Annotated in this window: 24 protein-coding genes; 22 read left to right on the forward strand and 2 right to left on the reverse strand. The window is 37.0% G+C overall.

Going from position 1 to position 23,423, the window contains the following annotated elements:
- Positions 1-35: 35 nt before the first annotated feature.
- From ACYPZI_RS09515 to ACYPZI_RS09620, 22 genes are all read left to right on the forward strand, one after another.
- Positions 36-1,703 carry an AMP-binding protein gene (locus ACYPZI_RS09515; RefSeq protein WP_459600945.1) on the forward strand — a complete coding sequence of 556 codons (1,668 nt, stop codon included), beginning with the start codon at positions 36-38 and terminating at the stop codon, positions 1,701-1,703.
- A 175-nt stretch (positions 1,704-1,878) separates the two neighbouring features.
- Positions 1,879-2,100, forward strand: coding sequence for a hypothetical protein (locus ACYPZI_RS09520; RefSeq protein WP_459600947.1), 222 nt, complete (start codon positions 1,879-1,881; stop codon positions 2,098-2,100).
- A 152-nt stretch (positions 2,101-2,252) separates the two neighbouring features.
- The gene (locus tag ACYPZI_RS09525) at positions 2,253-3,113 is read left to right on the forward strand and encodes an ABC transporter permease (RefSeq protein ID WP_459600949.1); all 861 of its coding nucleotides are present in this window, start codon (positions 2,253-2,255) and stop codon (positions 3,111-3,113) included.
- Between the two features lie 12 nt (positions 3,114-3,125).
- Positions 3,126-3,917 (forward strand): glycosyltransferase, encoded by a 792-nt coding sequence (locus ACYPZI_RS09530; protein WP_459600951.1) that lies wholly within the window; start codon positions 3,126-3,128, stop codon positions 3,915-3,917.
- Between the two features lie 10 nt (positions 3,918-3,927).
- On the forward strand, positions 3,928-5,187 hold the full coding sequence (locus ACYPZI_RS09535; protein WP_459600953.1) for an ABC transporter ATP-binding protein: 1,260 nt from the start codon (positions 3,928-3,930) through the stop codon (positions 5,185-5,187).
- Between the two features lies 1 nt (position 5,188).
- Positions 5,189-5,878, forward strand: a complete 690-nt coding sequence (locus ACYPZI_RS09540; RefSeq protein WP_459600955.1) for a class I SAM-dependent methyltransferase — start codon at positions 5,189-5,191, stop codon at positions 5,876-5,878.
- Positions 5,875-6,789 carry a phosphoribosyltransferase gene (locus tag ACYPZI_RS09545; RefSeq protein WP_459600957.1) on the forward strand — a complete coding sequence of 305 codons (915 nt, stop codon included), beginning with the start codon at positions 5,875-5,877 and terminating at the stop codon, positions 6,787-6,789. The genes ACYPZI_RS09540 and ACYPZI_RS09545 overlap by 4 nt, the downstream gene beginning before the upstream one ends.
- Positions 6,786-7,979, forward strand: a complete 1,194-nt coding sequence (locus ACYPZI_RS09550; protein WP_459600959.1) for a glycosyltransferase — start codon at positions 6,786-6,788, stop codon at positions 7,977-7,979. Before ACYPZI_RS09545 ends, ACYPZI_RS09550 begins: the two co-directional genes overlap by 4 nt.
- Positions 7,976-8,809: a glycosyltransferase family 2 protein gene (locus tag ACYPZI_RS09555; RefSeq protein WP_459600961.1), complete on the forward strand. Its 834-nt coding sequence runs from the start codon at positions 7,976-7,978 to the stop codon at positions 8,807-8,809. Before ACYPZI_RS09550 ends, ACYPZI_RS09555 begins: the two co-directional genes overlap by 4 nt.
- Positions 8,806-10,086, forward strand: a complete 1,281-nt coding sequence (locus ACYPZI_RS09560) for a glycosyltransferase (protein WP_459600963.1) — start codon at positions 8,806-8,808, stop codon at positions 10,084-10,086. The genes ACYPZI_RS09555 and ACYPZI_RS09560 overlap by 4 nt, the downstream gene beginning before the upstream one ends.
- 3 nt (positions 10,087-10,089) lie before the next feature.
- Complete coding sequence (locus ACYPZI_RS09565; protein ID WP_459600965.1) at positions 10,090-10,995, forward strand: glycosyltransferase family 2 protein; 906 nt, start codon at positions 10,090-10,092, stop codon at positions 10,993-10,995.
- A complete protein-coding gene (locus ACYPZI_RS09570) occupies positions 10,992-11,780 on the forward strand; it encodes a glycosyltransferase family 2 protein (RefSeq protein ID WP_459600967.1) in 789 nt (262 codons plus the stop codon). The genes ACYPZI_RS09565 and ACYPZI_RS09570 overlap by 4 nt, the downstream gene beginning before the upstream one ends.
- 4 nt (positions 11,781-11,784) lie before the next feature.
- On the forward strand, positions 11,785-12,633 hold the full coding sequence (locus ACYPZI_RS09575; RefSeq protein ID WP_459600969.1) for a glycosyltransferase family 2 protein: 849 nt from the start codon (positions 11,785-11,787) through the stop codon (positions 12,631-12,633).
- 25 nt (positions 12,634-12,658) lie between these two features.
- Positions 12,659-13,519, forward strand: coding sequence for a glycosyltransferase (locus tag ACYPZI_RS09580; protein WP_459600971.1), 861 nt, complete (start codon positions 12,659-12,661; stop codon positions 13,517-13,519).
- Positions 13,504-14,664 (forward strand): DegT/DnrJ/EryC1/StrS family aminotransferase, encoded by a 1,161-nt coding sequence (locus ACYPZI_RS09585; RefSeq protein WP_459600973.1) that lies wholly within the window; start codon positions 13,504-13,506, stop codon positions 14,662-14,664. The genes ACYPZI_RS09580 and ACYPZI_RS09585 overlap by 16 nt, the downstream gene beginning before the upstream one ends.
- A 16-nt stretch (positions 14,665-14,680) precedes the next feature.
- Entirely contained in the window at positions 14,681-15,379 is a 699-nt protein-coding gene (locus ACYPZI_RS09590) for a WbqC family protein (protein WP_459600975.1), read from the forward strand.
- A gap of 3 nt (positions 15,380-15,382) precedes the next feature.
- Complete coding sequence (locus tag ACYPZI_RS09595; RefSeq protein ID WP_459600977.1) at positions 15,383-15,601, forward strand: YdeI/OmpD-associated family protein; 219 nt, start codon at positions 15,383-15,385, stop codon at positions 15,599-15,601.
- On the forward strand, positions 15,598-16,551 hold the full coding sequence (locus tag ACYPZI_RS09600) for a hypothetical protein (protein WP_459600979.1): 954 nt from the start codon (positions 15,598-15,600) through the stop codon (positions 16,549-16,551). The genes ACYPZI_RS09595 and ACYPZI_RS09600 overlap by 4 nt, the downstream gene beginning before the upstream one ends.
- A 45-nt stretch (positions 16,552-16,596) precedes the next feature.
- On the forward strand, positions 16,597-18,075 hold the full coding sequence (locus tag ACYPZI_RS09605; RefSeq protein ID WP_459600981.1) for a TlpA family protein disulfide reductase: 1,479 nt from the start codon (positions 16,597-16,599) through the stop codon (positions 18,073-18,075).
- Between the two features lie 35 nt (positions 18,076-18,110).
- A complete protein-coding gene (locus tag ACYPZI_RS09610; protein ID WP_459600983.1) occupies positions 18,111-18,953 on the forward strand; it encodes a glycosyltransferase in 843 nt (280 codons plus the stop codon).
- Entirely contained in the window at positions 18,950-19,768 is an 819-nt protein-coding gene (locus tag ACYPZI_RS09615) for a glycosyltransferase family 2 protein (RefSeq protein WP_459600985.1), read from the forward strand. Before ACYPZI_RS09610 ends, ACYPZI_RS09615 begins: the two co-directional genes overlap by 4 nt.
- Positions 19,769-19,804: 36 nt before the next feature.
- Positions 19,805-21,487 carry a B12-binding domain-containing radical SAM protein gene (locus ACYPZI_RS09620; protein WP_459600987.1) on the forward strand — a complete coding sequence of 561 codons (1,683 nt, stop codon included), beginning with the start codon at positions 19,805-19,807 and terminating at the stop codon, positions 21,485-21,487.
- On the opposite strand, the gene pyrF is transcribed toward ACYPZI_RS09620, so the two are convergent.
- Together pyrF and prfA are read right to left on the reverse strand one after the other, a co-directional pair.
- On the reverse strand, positions 21,484-22,311 hold the full coding sequence (gene pyrF / locus ACYPZI_RS09625; protein ID WP_459600989.1) for an orotidine-5'-phosphate decarboxylase: 828 nt from the start codon (positions 22,309-22,311) through the stop codon (positions 21,484-21,486). The two genes, ACYPZI_RS09620 and pyrF, sit on opposite strands and share 4 nt — an antisense overlap.
- A complete protein-coding gene (gene prfA, locus ACYPZI_RS09630; protein WP_459600991.1) occupies positions 22,308-23,393 on the reverse strand; it encodes a peptide chain release factor 1 in 1,086 nt (361 codons plus the stop codon). The genes pyrF and prfA overlap by 4 nt, the downstream gene beginning before the upstream one ends.
- Positions 23,394-23,423 lie beyond the last annotated feature (30 nt).

Raw genomic sequence — 23,423 nt, forward strand, 5'->3', positions numbered from 1 at the left:
GTGCCCTGAAATAAAAACGAACTAAATATTTATCTATGATCAAAGAAAATCTCATTTCCCTGTATGAAAACAGTTTCAAAAACAACTGGGAACTGAAAGGTCTATCGGATTATTCCGAAAAGAAAACTTTATATTACAAAGACCTGGCCAGAGAAATAGCCCGCGTACATATTTTGTTGGAAGAAGCCCAGATAAAAAAAGGAGACAAAGTAGCTTTGATAGGAAAGAACAACATACCCTGGTGTACAGTTTATCTGGCAACACTTACATATGGGGCGGTAATAGTACCGATCTTACAAGATTTTCATGCCGACAGTGTACAACACATCATCAATCATTCCGAATCGAAATTACTGTTTACCAGCGCTCAAATATGGGATTCTTTGGATGAAGATTCAATCCCCTCTGTCAGAGGTTCTTTCTCGGTAAACGATCTTCAGTACAAATGTTTGTATGAGCAAAAAGGAGAAAGACTATCACAAATTGCCGAAAGTATCGATGAAAAAATGAATGAGAAATATCCTAATGGATATATGCCGAACGATATCGAATATGCCGAAGTTGATAATTCCGAAGTAGTTCTTATAAATTACACATCAGGAACAACCGGATTTAGTAAAGGTGTGATGCTTACAGCGAACAATCTGGCTGGAAATATTACACACGCCCATTATTTGAAATTATTATTCAGAGGACAAGATATAGTCTCATTTCTACCACTGGCGCATGCTTACGGCTGTGCGTTTGAATTCCTATATTCACTAACTGAAGGTGCACATACAACATTGCTGGGAAAAGCTCCGTCACCTAAAATTCTGGCTGAAGCTTTTGCCGAAATCAAACCGCATCTTATAATATCAGTACCTCTGGTTATTGAGAAAATTTATAAAAAAGCCATCTTACCCAAAATAGAAAAACCTGCGATAAAAATGGCCCTAAAAATTCCAATTGTAAGAGATCAAATTTATGCAAAAATAAGAAAAGGTATGATGGAAGCTCTTGGCGGGAATTTCCATGAGGTCATCATTGGAGGTGCAGCTTTAAATGGGGAGGTTGAGGCTTTTTTACATAAAATAAAATTCCCGTTCACAGTCGGTTATGGGATGACCGAATGCGCCCCGCTTATCTCATACGACCATAATTACGACTTTATTCCTACATCTTGCGGAAAAATCCTTGACAATATCATGGCAGTGCGCATCGACTCAAGTGATCCATATTCTATTGTCGGGGAAATACAGGTCAGAGGAGAAAACGTCATGAAGGGATATTATAAGAACGAAGAGGCTACAAAAGCCGCTTTCACAGAAGACGGCTGGCTAAGAACCGGAGACTTGGGTACCATAGACAAAAATAATAGAATCTTTATCAGAGGGCGCAGTAAAACAATGTTACTGGGACCAAGCGGACAAAACATTTTCCCCGAAGAAATAGAGGCTCGCCTTAATAATATGCCTTTTATTCTCGAAAGTCTGGTTGTAGAACGTAACGGTAAACTTGTAGCGTTAGCTCACCCTGATTATGAGACAATGGATGCCGCGCATATCGATCAGGAAATGTTACCAGCCATCATGGAACAAAACCGGCAAAACCTCAATAAACAGTTGGCTAGCTATGAAAATATCACGACTATCCAGATTTATCCCAGCGAATTTGAAAAAACTCCTAAGAAGAGCATAAAGAGATATCTATATGATAAATAAGCATTTATAGCCAACACAACAGTTTTTTTTCGTGTAACTTAGAAAAAAAATAAAAAAAACACTAAAAAAAACATAATTATGCTATACAACATCTGAATAAATATATATATCTTTGCATCGTGTTATCAGAAATAACTCAAATACATTTACCGTTTAAGTTTTAATAGAAAAGAAAATGAAAAAATTAGTTTTATTCGCTGTTGTTGCTATTGCAATTTCTCTTGCATCATGTGGAGATAACAAAGCTAAAGAAGCTGCTGCTAAAGCTGAAGCTGACTCAATTGCTGCTGTAGAAGCTCAAGTTGCTGCTGAAGCTGCTACTAAAGCTCAGGCTGACTCTATCGCTCAAGTTCAAGCTATTGCTGATTCTCTTGCTGCTGCTACTGTAAAGAAATAATAAGCAACTAGCCAAAAGGTTACAAACCTGTATGAGTATACTCATATGGGTTTTTCTTATTTTTACGATAAGACGTTAGCAATTTTTACAATACAAAGAAGATAAATTACTATCTTCGCATGTTTTATTTTACACTAACATCTGACTTCTTAATGGAACCTGAAAAAGAATACTGGGATATAGAGATTGAACCGCGTGGAAGTAATTTCTCCCTCAATTTGAAAGAAGTGTGGCGCTATCGGGATCTACTCCAAATGTATGTCCGCCGCGATATTGTAACAATATATAAACAAACAGTACTCGGGCCTCTATGGTTTATTATACAACCCATATTTACCACTATAATGTTTATGTTTGTATTTGGCAATATAGCACAGATACCAACCGACGGTCTGCCACAACCGTTATTTTATCTATCCGGTATATTATGTTGGAATTACTTCTCAGACTGTCTGGGCAAAACATCCGGTACATTTCTCGGCAACGCGGGAGTATTCAGTAAAGTATATTTCCCTCGTTTGGTTGTGCCCATATCCGGTGTCATATCTAATCTTGTCAGGTTTGCAATACAATTGGTATTGTTTCTTGCGGTATATGTTTATTTTAACTTTACAGGAAGCAATATAACGCCTAATATATACGTCCTTCTCTTTCCATTACTTGTAATCATAATGGCAGGGCTGGGATTAGGCTTCGGAATTATTATATCCTCCGTAACAACCAAATACAGAGATATGGCTATCCTTTTTGGATTCGTCATCTCTTTGTGGATGTATGCCACTCCCGTAATTTATCCGCTATCGGTAATGGCAGAGAAATACGAGAAATATATGTGGATCATTCAACTTAATCCTCTGACCTCGATAGTGGAAACTCTACGATATGGTTTTATGGGAGCGGGAACATTCAGCTGGTTCTGGCTGGGATATAGCTTTGTTGTAATGATTATTGTGATTATCACAGGATCATGGGTCTTTAATAAAGTAGAACGTAGTTTTATCGATGTAGTATAATTTGTGTAAACTGTGGAATGTAAGAAACTGCCAATAAGTGCAATAGTCACAGGATATAACGAAGGTTATATTCTGGAAGATTGTTTGAAATCTATCTCCTTTTGCGAACAAATTAAATATGTTGATCAAGGTTCGGAAGACAATTCAATTGAGATAGCTGAAAGATATTGTACAGAAGTAATCAAACATGACCGGGTACATATTGGAGAAGCTATCGTAGCGGAATATTATAAATCCGAAAAGTATGACTGGATACTAACTATTGATCCGGATGAACGACTTAGCGAGGAAATTTGTTTAGATATAGAAAAGCTTTTTGAAAAAGGAGTTTCTGACAATATCGGAGCCATATTAGTCCCATGCGTATATTATTATAAAAAACATAAATTGATAGGTACCCGGTGGGGAGGAATGCACTCCAGATGGCTGATATTTCATAAAGACAGATGTAAAATGAGTGGTATTGTACATGCAGGAAGAACGGTTACAGAACCGTATGAACCCTATTTCATACCTTACACCGGTAAAAATATAGACCATCATTACTGGATGCTTAGCTTCAAGCAATTGAAAGAGAAACATTCGAGATACCTAAAGCTAGAGGGAGAGTCGCGAAATTTTATGGGCTTTGTAGCAACGAAGAAAAAAATATTGAAAAGACCATTGAAAGCATTCCATTCCTGCTTCATAAAAGATAAAGGATATAAAGATGGATTTTATGGATTTATCCTATCCTGTTTCTGGGCATGGTATGACACAGCGGCTGAGATAAAATTGTATAAATTTCAAAAACAACATAGATAATAATTCTGAAATGTCGGATATAGCAATAAAATTTGAGAATATTTCGAAACAATATCGGCTAGGGTTAATTGGCACAGGTACGATATTGCACGATATAAACAGGTGGTGGTATACCGCAAGAGGAAAAGAAGACCCTTATCTAAAGATAGGTGATGTAAACGATAGAGCGTCTAAAGCCGACAGTAAATATGTTTGGGCATTGAAAGATATTACTTTCGATGTAAAACAGGGAGAAGTGGTCGGCATCATTGGTAAAAATGGCGCAGGAAAATCTACATTACTCAAAATATTATCGCGGGTGACGTCTCCTACAACAGGCAGCATTAAGGCCAAGGGACGCATCGCATCTTTATTGGAAGTTGGCACAGGTTTTCATCCCGAACTCACCGGTCGCGAAAACATTTTCATGAACGGTTCCATCATGGGAATGACCAAAGCCGAAATAAAGAGCAAAATGGATGAAATAGTCGATTTTGCAGGTATTGAAAGATATATCGATACTCCTGTGAAACGTTACTCTTCGGGGATGACTGTTCGTCTCGGTTTTGCAATAGCCGCCCATCTGGAACCCGAAATTCTGGTTGTGGACGAAGTACTTGCTGTAGGCGATGCCGAATTTCAAAAAAAGGCAATAGGAAAAATGCAGGATGTATCGAGAGGGGAAGGAAGGACTGTGTTGTTTGTGAGTCATAACATGGGGGCAATAAAGAATCTTTGCACAAAAGGAGTACTATTAGAAGACGGAAAAGTATCATTAATCGATGATACTCAAACAATTATTGACAGATATTCTCAGACAAACAGACAAATGCAAGAGTTATCCGAAGAATTTTTAGTTTCGTCTTGTAAAAGGTTAAAACTAAAAACGCCATACTTTATAGATCAATCTAATAATCTTCAAAGTTTTTTCACTCAAGGAGAAAAATTAAATATCGCCTTCGATTTTGATTTTATAGAACCAATGAAAAAGCTCGTTGTTGGAGTTGCATTAAATGACTTACAAGACAATAGGATATTAACATCTCATTCTTTAGATAATGAAGACTTCACCCTAGAGTCTGATCTAGAAGGTAAAGTCAGAATCATTTGCACCTTGGAAACAGAATATTTATCAGCAGGAAATTATCAAATGTTTTTTGGGGTGAGAGATGAAAGCAATAACAATATAATTAAAAGCAAGAACCCGATACCTGTCACCATCGAACAAACAAAAAAATATGATGGAGATGGCGGAATTTTGGTAAATGCTGGAAAATGGAATATAATTTAATATGGATTACTCTTTTCATAATCAGAGAAAATCTGACAGGATTTTAAGCAAACTTCATTTAGGCTTTCTTATCGGCTTAAAAAATAATTATAAGACGAATAAGAATATTAAGCGAAATAGAAGAAAAAAAAATCGCATGCTAGAAATAGGTCCAGGCCTGAATAGGTTACCCAATTTTGAAACTTTAAATATTTTTGACGGCAAGGATGTAGACTATATACATAACTTAGCAGAGAAATTACCTTTTGATAATAATTCTTTTGATATAATATATGCGAGTCATGTTTTAGAGCATGTTCCCTGGTATATGCAGAAAGATATATTTAAAGAACTATTTCGTATTCTAAAACCGAATGGAGTTCTTGAAATCTGGGTTCCAGATGGCTGGAAAATAATAAAAACAGTATATGAATATGAAACAAGTAATATAAATAATATACACCTTGACGGATGGTATAGATTCAATGAGGAAAAAGACGTTATTACTTGGGCTAATGGCAGAATATTCACTTATGGTGATGGATTTGGAAACCTTTATCACCCAAACTGGCATAAAACATTATTTACTCCTAAGCATTTAGAATATCTATTAAAGAGTGCTGGTTTTCGTGATATTAAACCAATGTCCTCTGAAGAAGTGAGAGGATATGACCACGGTTGGATAAATATGGGAATAAAAGGATCAAAATGAATTATAGAAGTATAGCTCAATTAAATAGTATTATCATAAAAAATCTTGACAAGATACCTTATGATATTGATTTGGTAGTTGGGATACCTCGTAGCGGCATAATTCCAGCTGACCTAATTGCATTATACAGGAATATTCCCTATGTAAGTTTAAATGAATTAGAGAAAGGTATAATATTTTCAGGAGGAGAGAGACTAAAAGACTTTGATATCAAGAATATAAAAAAGGTATTGATTGTCGATGATTCGCTATACTCTGGCAATGCCTTGGCTAAATGCAAAAAAAGAATTGAAAATATTCCATACAACTTCAGCTATACATTTGCCGCAATCTTTGTTGTGCCTGAAAGCACTCATTTGATAGATATTTACTTTGAAATCTTAGCACCTCCAAGAGTATTTCAATGGAACATTATGCATCATCCATACCTATCTTATTCCTGTGTAGATATAGATGGAGTTTTATGTATTGATCCAACGGAAAATGAAAATGATGACGGTTCTTTGTACGAAGATTTTATACTAAATGCCAAACCTCTTTTTATTCCAACAGTCAAAATTAATACAATCGTTTCTTCTCGACTGGAAAAATATAGAAAGCAAACCGAAAAATGGCTTTCCAAATACAATATTACATATGACAATCTGATTTTGCTAAATTTACCCAATAAAGAGGCCCGTATAGAATGGAATAAATATGGAGAGTACAAAGCCGACATATATATTAAAAGCGGGTGCGAACTATTCATCGAAAGCTCTTTAAATCAAGCTCATAAAATAGCAAAAATTTCAAACAAGCCCGTTTTTTGTATTGAAAATTTCGAAATGTTACATTTTATAAAACAAGATCATCCTAAACGAAGAATAAAAGAGATTTTAAAAAAAATTATCTACAAACTAAACCTCCGATGAAAATCCTGCATATTAATACATATGATACCGGTGGTGCGGCAAATGCATGTTTACGCATCCATAAAGGCCTCCTCGACAAAGGAGTAGATTCAAAAGTATTAGTACTATATAAGTCCAAAGATTTTCCTGAAGTATACGAATTTAACTATTGGGAAAATACGAAGAATAGACTACAACGATTTCTAAAAAGGTGGAAATATAATCGTTATAAAGAAAAAATGGATCAATTGAATAATTTTAAGGAAAAATATCCCGTCGAAATTTTCTCTTGTCCTAAGACAATATTCGATATAACAGAACATCCATTATATAAAAAAGCCGACATAATACAGCTTAATTGGGTTGCCGGATTTCTTGATGAACCTGGTTTTTTTCAAAAAAACACAAAGCCTGTTATATGGAGAATGCCTGATCTATATGTATGCGGAGGAGGCTATCATTACGAAAAAGGATTTCCTTTTGATATTTACAATGTACTATTACAGAAAAATAATAGTCTGCGCAGAAAATCTTTAAAAGGTAAAAAAATTAACTATGTAGCTATTTCGAATTGGGAAGAACAAAAAGCACGGAAAAGCGAATTTTTAAAAGATCAACCTATAACCGTTATTCATAACGGAATAGATACTAATCTATTCAAACAACATGACAAAAATTCTGCTCGTAAAGAATTGAATATCCCTCAAGATGCAAAAATTATCTTAATAGGAGCCCAGTCGTTATCAAATCCAAGAAAAGGGACATCCTTATTATTGGAAGCAATGAATGGAATCTCGGATAAGAATGTTCTATTTTACGGCTTCGGTTCAAATGAAAATATAGATGCGAGAATAAACTCTTTAGGTTTTATCAAAGACGAGACTCTTTTGGCAAAAATTTATTCTACCGCCGACTTATTTGTCATGTCTTCTATCGAGGAAGCTTTCGGACAAGTATTTATTGAGTCTTTAGCCTGTGGAACTCCTGTCGCCTCGTTTCCTAATGGTGGAGGGATGGATATAATCAAAAATGGATTTAATGGTTTTTTGGCAGAAGATTTTACAAGTGACAGCCTTGCAAAAGCGATAAATAAAGCTTTGGATACGACCTTTGATAAAGATGCAATCAGAAAAGATATTATAGAAAGATTTAATATAGAAGATAAAGTAAACCAATACATTGATTTATATAAAAGTATTCTTTCCAAATGAAAGTTTCCGTCATAACAATAAATTACAATAATGCTGCCGGTTTGGAAAAGACCATTAAAAGTGTTTTGTCCCAAAGTTATCAGGATTTTGAATATATTGTTATAGATGGAGGTTCTGCCGATAGGAGCAGAGAAATATTAGAATCTTATTCAGAAGAAATAGACTATTGGATCAGTGAACCTGATAATGGTATCTATAATGCTATGAATAAAGGTATCCGGCAGGCCACGGGACAATATCTTCATTTTCTAAATTCCGGGGATACTTATGCCTCGGATAACGTGCTTGAAAATGTATTTCGCAATAAAGAATATAAAGACCCGATACTGAGAGGCATACAGATATGCGATTGCGGAACTCATCAGTTTAGGTGGTATAATCACGGACTGGAAGATATAACATTATATCATTTATATGTTGATACCTTGCAGCATCAGGCAACATTTATAAATGCTACACTGTTTAAAAAATATGGGCTGTATGATGAAAAATACAGAATCGGATCGGACTGGAAATTCTTTATTCAGGCTATATTGGGCGGAGAGTCTTCTTTTTATCTGAATATAGATATAGTAATATTCGATATGACCGGAATAAGTAATAATCCGAAATATAAAAAGCTTATGTATGAAGAAAGAGCTCTGATTATGGATGAGCTTATTCCTAAAACTATCCAACGAAACTATGACCGATTGATTTCTTTAGATAAACAGATGAGAGAAGATGCCCCTTATTATTATGTTATTAATTTCGTAAAAAGAAACCGTTTTCCTTATTTTTGTATAAGGGTATTAAATAAGATTTACAAAATATTAGGACTCAACAGATGACAAAGATACTGATTATAACACAGGAGATACCCTACCCTCAATCGACAGGAGGCCGTCAAGGCGTATTTCATTTCATCGATAAGTTGAGATACGAATATGAAATTTCCATACTCTTCCCTCTGTTTATGGAATCTGAGAAAGAATCTCTAGCCAAGCTAAAAAAAATATGGGATAATGTTTCATTCCATGTTTTTGAAGGAACCATTAACACTGAAACTAAAAAAGGCAGATTAGCTACTTTGTACGATAAAATGTATTCATTCCCTTTTGTGGTTAAAAGCAAACTAAGCGGAAAAAACAAGGAAATAAACCCGAATATCGATCCTGTCAGAGACCGGAGTACATTGCGAACATCTTTTGCTATTATAAACTGGAGTGGATATATCGAATTCATTTCAGAAGTAGTAAAAAATAATTTTGATATTATTCAGGTCGAATTCTATGACTTTATATCACTGGTGCATTTATTGCCGGATAATGTGGAGAAAATATTTGTACACCATGAAATCAGATATGTAAGGAATGCTATAGAAATGTCTTTCTTCAAACATGTATATCCTTACGACGAGTACATATTCCGCATAAGTAAACAATATGAGTTAGACTCGCTGAAGTTATATGATAAAATTATTACAGTAACCGAAGCGGATAAAGAAAAACTACAAAGAGAATTACCCGAAATGGCTATATTTGCTTCGCCATTAATGGTAAATCTGCCGGATAATGTACCCGATTACGAATATAAATTCAATAATAAGCTGACATTTGTTGCTAGCCCGTCACATTTTCCGAATCTGGACGGAATGCATTGGTTCGTTGCTGAAATATGGCCTCTGTTGTCAAAAAAATATTCCTCACTTGAGCTGCATTTAGTAGGAAAGGGATGGAGTCCTGAAATGTTCCAAGGACTGAATATTACAAATACATTTTTTGATGGATATGTGGAAGATTTGGGAGATGTCCTGCCAAACAGTATATCTATCGTTCCTATACGTATAGGCAGCGGAATGAGGATGAAAATACTCGAAGCTGCCCATTATAAAATTCCTTTTGTAACCACTACTGTAGGTGTTGAGGGCTTAGATTTTCTGGATGGTAAAGATTGTTATATCGAAGATAAAGCCGAAGATTTTGCAAAAGCAGTAGAGAAATTAATAGATAGCAAAGATACTCAAAAGCAATTCGTAAAAGAGTCATCCGAAACTCTCCATAAGATATACAACAATGAATCTCTTATCAGCAAAAGGAGGTTCATCTATGAAGCAAAAAACGGATAAACAATGGTTTCTGTAATTCTCCCGACATATAACCACGCCCCTTACCTGAAACAACGGATAGATTCTATCCTCAATCAGACTTATCAGGATTACGAATTGATCATTCTCGATGATTGCTCTCCGGATAATAGTCGCGAGATAATAGAATCTTACAGAAACAACCCTCATATAAGTCATATAATTTACAATGAGACTAATTCCGGCTCTACATTTAAACAATGGAAAAAAGGGGTTCGATTAGCTAAAGGTGAATATATTTGGATAGCCGAAAGTGACGACTATGCGGATATTACATTTCTGGAAAAAGCGATGGCATCTATCCAAGAATACAATTCGGCCTATTGCTTCGTAAAAACAACAATCGTAGATAAAAATAATAACACGGTAAAACAACAACCGGATATATTAGCCGGAAATTCTATGCCCCTGGATGAGTTTACCAAAGAATATCTGCTCTTTAGCAACCCCGTATCCAATGCCAGTATGGTTGTCTTTCGCAAAAATGCATTGGACAAAACGATCTGGGATCATATTACCGAATTCCGGTACTGTGGCGACTGGTTATTATGGGGTTCATTTAAAGGAAACGCTAATACAACGGTCTCAGAAGTAAAAGAATATTTGAACTTCTTTCGCACACATTCTGTGAATGTGTCCAACAAATCGGAAATAAACGGGCTAGGTATCATAGAAGGATATAAAGCCTCAAAAATTATAACCAACAGGCTTAAGATAAAGCGGGATAGAGAATATAGCTTAAAATGGTATTACAAATGGCAGGAACACAAGCTAAAATTTTCTTATTCATCCTCCCTAAATAGAAAAATATTAAGTATGTTTATAAAAAATCAGCCTCGGGTAGCTATCCTTGAATTAAAAAGGCTGGTATCAAGATTAGTAAAACGATGAAGCTTTCCATTATCACAATAAACTACAATAACCTTTCGGGGCTGAAAAGAACCGTCGAAAGCATTATTCCTCATCATCGCGGAGACATGGAATATCTTGTCATTGATGGTGGATCTACCGATGGAAGCGCCGATATTATAAAGAAAAACGGAGATAAGATCAACTATTGGGTAAGTGAACCCGATTCGGGGATTTATAATGCTATGAATAAAGGTATCAGGCAAGCAAAAGGTGAATATATACTCTTTATCAACAGCGGAGATACGATTCGCCCGAATGCAAATATAAAATTTATAACCAGCCAACTTACAGGGGAAGATATTATCTTTTTCGATTTGGAAATAGCCGATCCCATTGCAGGAAATAATTATATAAAAAAATATCCCGATCAACCCGATTTCAAATATTTCGTTGAAGATACACTGCCGCATCCCGGATCATTTATCAGAAAAGAGTTATTGGAATCGTATGGATTCTATTCGGAAAACTTTAAAATAGTAGCAGATTGGGCTTTCTTTATGGATGCTATATGTATCGGGAAAAGTACATATAAACATATCGATAGTCATTTCTCGACCTTTTACCTTGATGGAATCAGTTCCGACGACAAAAATCGACAATTGCTTTTTGATGAAAGGAATACTCATATACAAAAAACATATCCAATATTTTATAGTTTTTATAAAGAATGGTCCGACACAAAAACTGAACTGTATAAATTAAAAGCATCTGTCAGTATTAGATATTTGAAAAAACTCGGCTTTTTAAAATGGCTTAAATTATAAAAGTATGAACCCGATCATATCCGTTATCATGCCTTGCTATAATCAGGCTCAGTACATGCCTGAAGCCCTGCAATCTCTTCTCGATCAGGACTATCCCCATTGGGAATGTATCATGGTAAACGATGGCTCATCTGACAATACAGATGAGGTTGCCCAACAATGGGTAAAAAAAGATAACCGGTTCAGGTATTTCAAAAAAGAGAATTCAGGCGTATGCGACACTCGCAATTACGCTGCTAAACAGGCTATTGGTGAATATATAGTTCCGCTGGATGGTGACGACAGACTTGGCTCCCACTATTTCAGCGAAGCTATTGCCACATTTACCAAAGATCCTGAAGTGAAGCTGATATATAGCGATACTATCCTTTTCGGCGATAAAAACGAGAAGATTATAAACCCTCCGTTTATATTTGAAAAAATGCTGACAGGCAACCTGATACATAACTCAGCTATTTTCAGAAAGTCCGATTTCATCGAATCGGGCGGATACAACCCGAACATGGTATATGGTATCGAAGATTGGGAATTCTATTTATCGCTGTTAAAACCCGGTTATAAGGTAGTCAAGCTAAATAGTTTTCATTATTACTACCGGATAAAAGCAGAATCACGTTCGGTAGGCGTCAACACCCACAAAGAAAGAAACGATGCAATGCTTCTGCAAATGTTCAAAAATCATGTACCTTTGTTTCTTGAATACCTTAATCCCGTCAGAGACAGGATAGATGCCGAAACATATAAAAAAGAGCTATACTGGCATTACCATACTATAGATTACCGGATAGGACGGATGATTTGCGCGCCATTCCGGGTTATAAAAAATGTTCTTAGGAAAATCTTCTCAAAATAAAAGGCCAATTACGATACAAACTCTTATGAAAGTAAATGTCATATTAATAACATATAACCATTCCCAATATATACGTCAGACGCTGGAAAGCATCCTGATGCAGCAAACTCCGCATGAGGTAGAGATAATTGTCGCCGATGATTGTTCACAGGATAATACAGTCGATATAATCAAAGAGTATCAGGATAAAACAGGCTTTACTTTCACATTTCTGCAAGGGACACACAATCTGGGTTATATACGGAACTATCAACGTGCTTTTGCTGCTTGCTCCGGTGATTATGTAGCTATAATGGAGGGGGACGATTACTGGAACAAAACAAACCATTTACAAAACCATATTGATCATTTGAAGAAATACCCGGAATCATCGATGAGTTTCAATAGACATGTAAGACTATTTGTAGAACAAAACCGGGAAGAAATATTTGAATGGACTGCAAAAGAAGATTATGAGCTTATAACAACTGAAGATTTAACTTTAGGGAACCGCATAGGAAATCTTTCCTGTTGTATGTTCAGAGTCAATCTGATACGTAATATAGACCCGAAACTTTTCGACATGGAAATAGCTGACTGGATGTTGGGTATGTATATGGGGCAATTCGGCCCACTACTTTACCTGAAAGAAGTAACATCTGTATACCGCATACACGACAAGGGGCAATGGTCGCAGATGGACTCTAAAGCTACAGATATAAAAGTGATCCATCTGATCGGTGAATACGATAAATATTTAAATTATAAATATACAAAATCATTCAAAAAACACAGACGCAGGTTGGAAATTCCTCTTTATGGCGATAATTCGCTTAGAGGTAAAATAAAAAGTATTACGCCTGAATCTATAAAGAAAATATACAGGAAACTATGGATAAAAAAATAATAACTGTAACACAGCCGGCACTCCCCCCTCTGGATGAATTTATTCCCTATTTGCAAAAGATCTGGGATAATAAATGGCTGACAAACAACGGCCCTTTTCATGTGCAGTTTGAAAAAGAATTGGCTGAATATTTGGGCGTTAAGCATATATCTGTTTTTTCGAACGGAACACTGGCGCTTATCACTGCATTGCAAGCTTTGAGAATTACAGGGGAAGTCATTACCACACCTTTCAGTTTTGTGGCTACAACTCACTCGTTGTGGTGGAATAATATCAAACCTGTATTTGTAGATATAGAAGATCAATATTATAATATTGATCCAAAGAAAATAGAGGCCGCCATTACTCCGCAAACAACGGCCATTATGCCTGTGCACGTATACGGGAATCCATGCGATGTAGAGGAAATACAACGTATCGCCGATATATATGGCTTACGTGTTATTTACGATGCCGCGCATGCCTTTGCCGTAAAGAAAGACGGACAATCCGTGATGAATTGGGGCGATCTGTCGATTCTCAGTTTCCACGCGACGAAAGTTTATAATACGATTGAAGGAGGCGCTATTGTCTGTCAGGATGAAAAGACGAAACAGCGCATCGACCTGCTTAAAAACTTCGGCTTCAGGAATGAGACTACGGTTATAGAACCGGGCATCAATGCCAAGATGAATGAATTGCAGGCAGCATACGGTTCTTTGCAACTTAAATATGTAGACAGCTACATCGCCAAGCGCATCGAGCTGGCTAAACTATATGATTCCCATCTGAAAGATATTCCGGGTATTACCATAATGGAAGTGGCACAGGGAGTGAAACACACTTATCCGTATTATCCTGTCCGTATTAATACATCAGAGTACGGCATGTCACGCGATGACCTGTATTTCAAATTACAGGAATATGATGTTTTCGGACGACGCTATTTCTACCCACTCATCAGTGATTTCCCTACCTATAAGGGGTTACCGTCTGCCAGTGTGGCTAATCTTCCGGTAGCAGGGCAGATATCGAAAGAAATCGTTTGTCTGCCAATGTATGCGAACCTTGAGTTTGAAGATGTGGAAAAGATTTGTAAAATAATAAAAGAAATCAGCCCCTCCAACCTCCTCAAAGGGGAGGCTAATTCCCCCTACGGGGGCTAGGGGGCCCTTTGTAACTATGAAAATAGGAATAATGCAGCCTTACTTTTTGCCATACATAGGATATTTTCAGTTGTTGAATGCAGTTGATAAATACGTGATATATGACAACATACAATTCACAAAAAAAGGCTGGATCAATCGCAATCGTATCCTCCAAAACGGCAAGGATGCCTTGATTACCGTTCCGGTAGAAAAAGACTCGGATTATCTGGATGTCCGGAATCGGTTGGTATCAGTTGGTTTTGACAAAAAAAAGCTACAGAACCAGATCAGGGAGTCATATCGTAAGGCGCCTTATTTTAATGATGTGATGCCATTAGCAGAAGAGATTATTAACTATGATGATAATAATCTGTTTGGTTATATTTATCATTCCATCGTGAAAATATGCGATTACCTTCATATTGGAACAGAGATAATTATTTCGTCCACAGTTGACATCGACCATTCGCTAAAGGGTCAGGATAAGGTGATCGCCATTTGCAAAGCATTAGGAGCGACAGAATATTACAATGCAATAGGCGGACAAGAATTATATTCGGTCACTGATTTCCGAAAAGAAAATATTAAATTAAATTTCGTAGTATCTAACCCGATAGAATATAAGCAGTTCGCAAATGAATTTGTACCTTGGCTGTCTATTTTAGACGTCATGATGTTCAATTCGACAGACGAAACAGATATAATGCTAAAAGGATACAACCTAAAAATTTGATTTATGGAAAGAAGTAAAGGTGAAATAGTCGTGCCGGAGGAATTAACCAATATCCTCAAAGAGGACGCTGAAGCAAAGGTCTTTTTCGAAAGTCTTTCGGATGGATACAAACGGGGATATTGCGACTGGATAGGGGGAGCCAAGCAACCAGCAACCAGAGAGGTTAGAGCCGGCAAAGCATTGATTATGCTCCGGAACAAGCAAAAAACATTAAAAACATGAAAGAAATAGGAGGCTTCTTTGAGCTTCAACTCAGGAAAGGCGAGCACTATCACAAAGGAGCAGTACAACTGAATACGGCTCGCAACTGCCTTGAATATATCCTCAGGGCAAAGAAGTATAAAAAAATATATATCCCCTATCTCGATTCGGAAGTGATTTGGGAACCGATGAAAAAACTTGGAATAGAGTATGAATTTTATTCGATGGATTCAAAGATTGACCCAATCTTCGAAAAAGAATTAGGTAAAGATGAGGCCTTTTTCTATTCCGACATTTACGGTATAAAGTGTAATACCGTTGAAAAACTGGTAAAACGATTCGGCAAACAATTAATTGTAGACAACACACACGCCTTTTTCTCGAAACCTTTTCCGGGAATAGACACGATATATTCTCCACGCAAATTCTTCGGGCTACCCGATGGCGCATACCTTTATACAGACACCTTCCTGAACGAAGATTTTGAGAAAGACGCGGCGATTCCACATATGATACACCTGATGAAACGTATCGAAGAAGGAAGTGCAAATGCCACTTATCAGGACTATCTCAATTACTGCAATAGCCTCATTGACCAACCAATCAAAAGAATGTCTAATCTGGGTGAAGCTTTACTAAAGAATATCGATTACGAAAACCTGAAAGAGAGGCAAATAAAGAATTTCAGATACTTGCATTCCGTTTTGGGAAAAGATAATAAATTTGAATACGATGATTTTCCGGCCGGTACCTGTCCGCTCAGCTACATGTTCTATTCGGAAAATCCCGATCTGAGAAAAAAGCTGATAGAAAACAAGATCTATGTTTCCACCTATTGGAAAGCAACATTAGATTTGGTTGAAAAGGATTCCGCAGAATATAAAATAGTAAACTACCTCCTACCCCTACCTTGCGACCATCGGTATGATGAAGAGGATATGAAGAGAATAGTAGAGATCATAACCAAATAAACTAATATAATTATGCAAAACAGTATTATTTCTAAGTTAGTTTTTATGATTGGAATTTGTTTTCTAATCATTGCTTGTTCAAATTCAGATAAAAAAGCACTACCGGAACCTAAAATTCAAGCAGGAATAGCCAAGTTATCAGGGAAAATAGAAGGCTATAAACCTGATATGACAATATTGCTATCTGTTCCCGCTCCGATAACGATGGATTTGCAGCGACAAGATATTAAAGTTGGAGATGATGGAACCTTTTCTCTGGAAATTCCTATAGAGACGAATCCTGCACTTGGATTTATATATAATGCCGACACAGGGTATGGATATACCGTCAACCTCGAAGACAATAAAGAAACGAAAATAATAATCAAGAAGGATTCCATTAAAGTTGTTTCTGGCCCCGATTTTTATACAGAATATAACATACATACATCTGAAGCCATGATAAAAGCTGCTCAAACTGCATCCCGATATGATCTTCTCAATAAAGAAGTTCTTGACTCGTGTATTCAAAATCCTAAAAGATACATCCCAATAAACCAATATGACTTAGATAAGCGGCTTGATATATTTAAAAAGGATTCTCTTTTGTCAGAACAAAGTAAAATATATCTTACTTATTATATAAAAACACACCAAATAGCTACTCCCCTGCAATTCACGGAGGAGATAGAGCCTTTATGGCAAAATATACGAGAGAAAGGAGATACTACAAGTATAAAAGTAAATGAACCTGATTTATCATATTATACCTTCCTTAAAGATTACGACTTAGAAAATCCATATTATTTGTATAGCGAAGTCTACGGACAAATATTCCAAACTATACTCAGAAATAAAACCTTCAATATTCCCGAAATAAAAGAAGTTCCTGTAAATGAATGGCTCACCGGGGTTAAAAACACAATGTCCAATCTAATTGGTACAGACAAAGGATTATTCTATGATATGATTATCAGTCAGGCGTATATGCGCCAGCTAAGCTATCAATTGGAACCATTTTCTGAAAAACAAATACAGAATATAAAAGATTATTTCGACGATGCAGATATAGCAAAGGTCCTTCTTCGTAAAAACGAAGAAGTGACTAAGCTAGCGGCAAATAAAGAGAAAACGAATATGAACGTAACGCCTGCTGTTCCTAAAGAAAAGCTTTTGGAAACTATTATTGAAAAATATGAAGGTAAAGTTGTCTTAGTCGATTTTTGGGCAACATGGTGTGGACCATGTATAGAGGGAATGAGCAAAATATTGCCGATAAAGAATGAAATGAAAGGTAAAGATATTGCCTTTGTATATATAACAAATACTTCGTCTCCTATAAAACTATGGATGGAAAGAGTTAAAGGAATAGGCGGAGAGCATTACTATCTGACAGGTGAAGAATGGGATCATATTTTGGACAAAATAGAATCAAGTAGTATCCCAACATATCTACTTTATGATAAAAGTGGTGCACAAAAATATAAATCTGTCGGCTACCCCGGAACAGAAAAACTGAAAGAAGAAATAGAAAAACTATTATAGTGCCAAAACAAAGCAACATATTAGTCTCCGTTTCCATGATTACATACAATCATGAGAAATTTATTGCCGAAGCCATCGAGGGGGTTGTTATGCAGAAAACAAGCTTCCCTTTCGAATTGGTAATTGGTGAAGATTGCAGTACCGATAGCACCAGGGCTATTTGCATAGAATATCAGAAGAAATACCCTGACATTATCCGACTGAGACTGCCCGAAAAAAATCAGGGCATGATGCTCAACTGGATAAATAATATCGAAAGCGGACAAGGAAAATATATTGCCCTTTGCGATGGAGACGATTATTGGACTGACCCGTATAAGTTGCAAAAACAGGTCGATTTTATGGAAGCAAACACAGACTTCGCCCTCTGTTCCCATTCTGTATATACGCTGATGTGCGAACAGTTGGACGAGAATATCGAGATGGAACGGAATGTCCTTACCACAGAAGATATTATACTCAAAGACTGGGGCTTGCTCACGGCTTCTATCTTCTTTCGGAAGGATGCACACAAAACGCCGGATTGGTATTACACTGTTAAAAACGGAGATTATGCCCTGCAACTAATAGTATCACTATCGGGAAAAATCAAGTTTTTACCCGAATACATGGCTGTTTACCGGCAACATTTGGGTGGAATGTCTTCCACTCTGAAACCGCTTAACCAAATGGCATGGATGGTGTATTTGCTCAATAAATTTGATAAATATACCACCCGAAAATTTAAAGATGCAATCAAAGAACGGATAAAACGAATGTATAAAGTTCAGATTTACTACGCCAAAGGCTATAGCCTACGCAAAGCCGCTGCCATATTAACTGTCTATCAAAAGCTAACGGTATTGAATCCTTTTCTAATTCAATCAAGACGAAAATGAAACTCTCCATCATAACAATCAATCTGAATGACAAAGAAGGTTTGCGGAAAACTATCGAAAGCGTATTATCCCAAACCTTTACTGATTATGAATTTATTATCATAGATGGTAAATCTACCGATGGAAGCGTTGAACTTATCCGGCAATACCGTGAGAAAATAAGCTATTGGGTAAGCGAGAAAGACAGTGGTATATACAATGCCATGAATAAAGGCATCCGTCAGGCAAAAGGCGAATATCTATATTTCTTGAATGCCGGTGATGCTTTATATGAAAAAACTACTTTAGAAAATATTTTTGCCGGCGACCCGCATGAACCTTTTATTTGCGGCAACTTCTATATGGAGCAAAAAGGGGAACTAACGCCCGACACATCTTATCGGGGACGCGACTGGCGATTGTCTTTGTACGATTTATTCGCAGGATTTCTATGTCACCAGGCATTTTTCATTCATCGCTCCAATTTTGAGAAATACGGATTGTATAGTGAAGATCTGAAAGTTATCTCCGATTGGAAGCTATTTTATCAGGGAATTGCTATCGATCGGTTGCCTGTGCATTATGTGGATACCTTCGTTGTTATTTATAATATGGAGGGTTTCAGTACACAGATAGGGGGCGAGACTATTTATAAAGAAAAACTACAAGTTTGCCGGGAATTACTTTCCGAGCAATTGACTCAAAAACTGATACGCCTCTATTATCTCGATCAAAACGGATTTGTTACAGATATTATGAAGTCTAAAAAATGGATATATAACGGATTCCGTGCTTTTTGCAAAATAGGACGGATTTTCGGTTTTGTAAAAGAATAATTATAATTTCAGCCTTTCCGGGTATATCTTTGCATCATGAAAACCATCCTGACGACACTGAACGCAAAGTATATCCATACTTCACTTGCCTTACGCCGGCTCTACGTAGCCAACAAAGACAGGTTCGATATCTCATTCAGGGAATATGTGATAAAAGAAGATGTGGAGCAGATAGCCGATGAGCTACTCGCATCCGTTCCCGATATAATAGGTATCAGTGTTTATATCTGGAATGTAGATAAGGCAAAAAGACTTGCCGCTATACTAAAGGAAAGGAAACCCGGTCTCACGATTATACTGGGCGGGCCGGAAGTTACTTACGAACCGGAATTCTTTCTGAAACATTGGAATATAGATTATGTTGTCGGCGGAGAAGGTGAATTTGTATTAGGCGATCTGCTAACAGCAATTGAGAACAACCAATCTACAGAAATAGAAGGGGTATCATCAATCCGAAATATCAGCAGATCTGTAATTAAAGCTGATCTGAACAAACTGGCATCCCTGCCCTCTCCTTATACTTTAGAAGAAGACAAAACCGATATAAAAAACAGGTTGGTATATTTCGAAACATCGAGAGGATGCCCTTATCAGTGTCAATATTGTTTATCATCTCTCGAAAAAGGCGTTCGTTACTTCCCTCAGGAGCACATTTTCGGCAATCTCCGCTACCTGATAGAAAATGGAGCAAAACAAGTAAAGTTTCTTGACCGTACTTTCAACCTGAATAAAGAACATACCAAAGCGGTTTTTGATTTTCTGACAGACAATTATCGCCCGAATCTTAGCCTGCAATTTGAGATATATGCCGATCTGTTGACTGATGAAACAATAGATTATCTGAATAGTAAACTTCCGGCCGGTTATTTCCGGTTCGAAATCGGCATTCAATCGACCTACGTACCGACAAACAACGCTGTAAAACGGAAACAGGATTTCTCCCTGTTAGCCGGAAATATCAGGAAATTGATGAGCGGAGGAAAAATAGATTTACACCTTGATCTGATCGCCGGATTACCTTATGAGACACTGGAAAGGTTTACAAAATCATTCAATGATGTATTCGATCTGAAAGGCAAGGAAGTACAACTCGGCTTCCTGAAAATGCTTCGGGGTACAGCCTTACGCCGCGATGCCACTAAATATGGCTACATATACAGCCAACAAGCACCTTACGAGATAGAAAGCAACAACGATATATCGAAAGACGAACTTGAAAGAATACATGACGCAGAGCATGCTCTGGAAAAATACTGGAATAGCGGAAAGTTTTCACGAACAATGAAGATTCTCACCGATACATATTATAAAGGACGATATTTTGAATTATTCGATGAAATCGGGCAATACTACAATCAAAACGGGCTGCCTCATCATGGATATCAACTAGAAGACATCTTTTTTAATCTTCATAACTTCCTTCTGTCAAAAGGCATTGATTTATTTGAAGAACTACGGACTGATTATTATTATAATTTCAAAATCCGTCCTCATGGTTTTTGGAAAGATAAAATGGATAAAAAAGAACGGAAGCAATTGCTATATCAGATTGGAAATGACAAACCTTTCCTGAAAGAATATAAACTAACCCGGAAGATAATAGAAAAACAGACAGCAATAGACCCACTCGGTAATAGTGGATACTTATTGACTGTCTTTAACTTTGAAAATAACAGGGTAAGTCCTCTGTTTATCCGTTATACCTTTTCTGATATTTAATCGATCAATCTATTCAGATATACAGCCATCTCCTGCTGTACTTTCTTTGCTTCCTCTGCTGCTGCGAAAGCAAAGTCGAGGGAGTCGTCCGCATAAATAATCGCACGTGAGGAATTCACTAAAAGTCCGCATTGATCGTTCATTCCATACTTCACAACCTCTTCCAAACTACCCCCTTGCGCACCAACACCGGGAACAAGCAGAAAATGACTAGGAGCATATTTACGTATATCGGCAAACATTTCGCCTTGCGTTGCTCCCACCACAAACATAAGTTGTTCATCTGTAGCCCACTCTTGTGATTTTTTCAAAACCTTTTCAAACAGACGTTCGCCATTGGCATCAGCGGTTAACTGGAAATCGTTTGAACCCTTATTGGATGTAAGAGCCAGAAGAATAACCCATTTATTCGGATATTTAAGGAATGGCGTCACACTGTCTTCTCCCATATAAGGAGCGACAGTTACAGCATTGGCCTTCAGATGTTCGAATGCCGAAGCGGCATACATTTCCGAGGTGTTACCAATATCTCCGCGCTTGGCATCCAATATAATAAACTGATCGGGATATTTTGTACGGATATATTCGATAGTCTTTTCCAATGCGATGACACCTTTAATACCCATGCTCTCATAAAAAGCGGCATTAGGTTTATAAGCAACGCAATATTTTGCAGTGGCATCTATAATTTTCACATTAAATGCGTAGATTGGATCTTCTTCCTCAAGAAAATGAACCGGAATCTTTTTTATATCAGTATCTAATCCTATACACAGGAAGGATTTTTTCTTTTTAATATTATCAAACAACTCTTGTTTTGTCATAACTCACTCTCTTTTAATCGTTCTGCGTTTTCTGCAATTATCAATTGGTCTATTATATTTTGTATTTCTCCATCCATAATGGCCGATAAGTTATACAGAGTCAGGTTTATGCGATGATCTGTAACCCTGCCTTGCGGATAGTTATACGTCCTGATCTTGGCAGAACGGTCACCGGTAGATACCATTGTCTTTCTCTTTGAAGCTATTTCAGCCTGATATTTCGACAATTCTATATCATATAACTTGGTTCTCAACATCTGCATAGCCAACTCCCTGTTAGCTAACTGCGAACGTGCCTGTTGGCAGACAACGACCAAGCCCGAAGGTCTATGGGTCAATTGCACTTTAGTTTCCACCTTATTTACATTCTGCCCACCTGCCCCACTCGACCGAGCCGTTTGCATATCTATGTCAGCCGGATTTATGTCTACGTCCACTTCTTCAGCCTCAGGAAGCACAGCCACCGTTGCAGCGGAAGTATGTACACGTCCTTGAGTCTCTGTTGCCGGTACACGTTGTACACGGTGCACACCCGATTCATATTTCAGAATACCGTATACACCCTCGCCTGTTACCGTAAAGATAATTTCCTTATATCCACCGGATGTACCTTCTGTCAAGCTCGTAATTTCGGTTTTCCAACCTTTCAGCTCACAGTATTTGATGTACATGCGATAGAGGTCTCCGGCAAAAATAGCGGCCTCATCACCACCTGTACCTCCTCTGATTTCCATAATAACATTCTTGTTATCCTGCGGATCGGAAGGAATAAGTAAAAGTTTTATTTCTTCTTCCAGTCGAGGTAAGCGTTCATTCGCTATATCGAGTTCTTCTTTTGCTATTTCACGAAGTTCAGCATCATTTTCCGAGTCCAAAATATCTTTGGCTTCGTCAATTGTTGCAACCAATTGTTTATATTCGTTTCGTGCATTAGTTATCTTTTCCAGATCGCGATATTCTTTGTTAAGTTTCACATATCGTTTCATATCTGCGATCACAGCCGGATCCGTTATCATTTTTCCTATTTCCTCGAAACGGATAACAAGCGCTTCTAATTTTTCCAATAAGGAGTTTTGAGCCATATTTTTTAATGTTCTCTATGAAATTTAGAA

The sequence above is a fragment of the Dysgonomonas reticulitermitis genome (genome assembly GCF_054601275.1).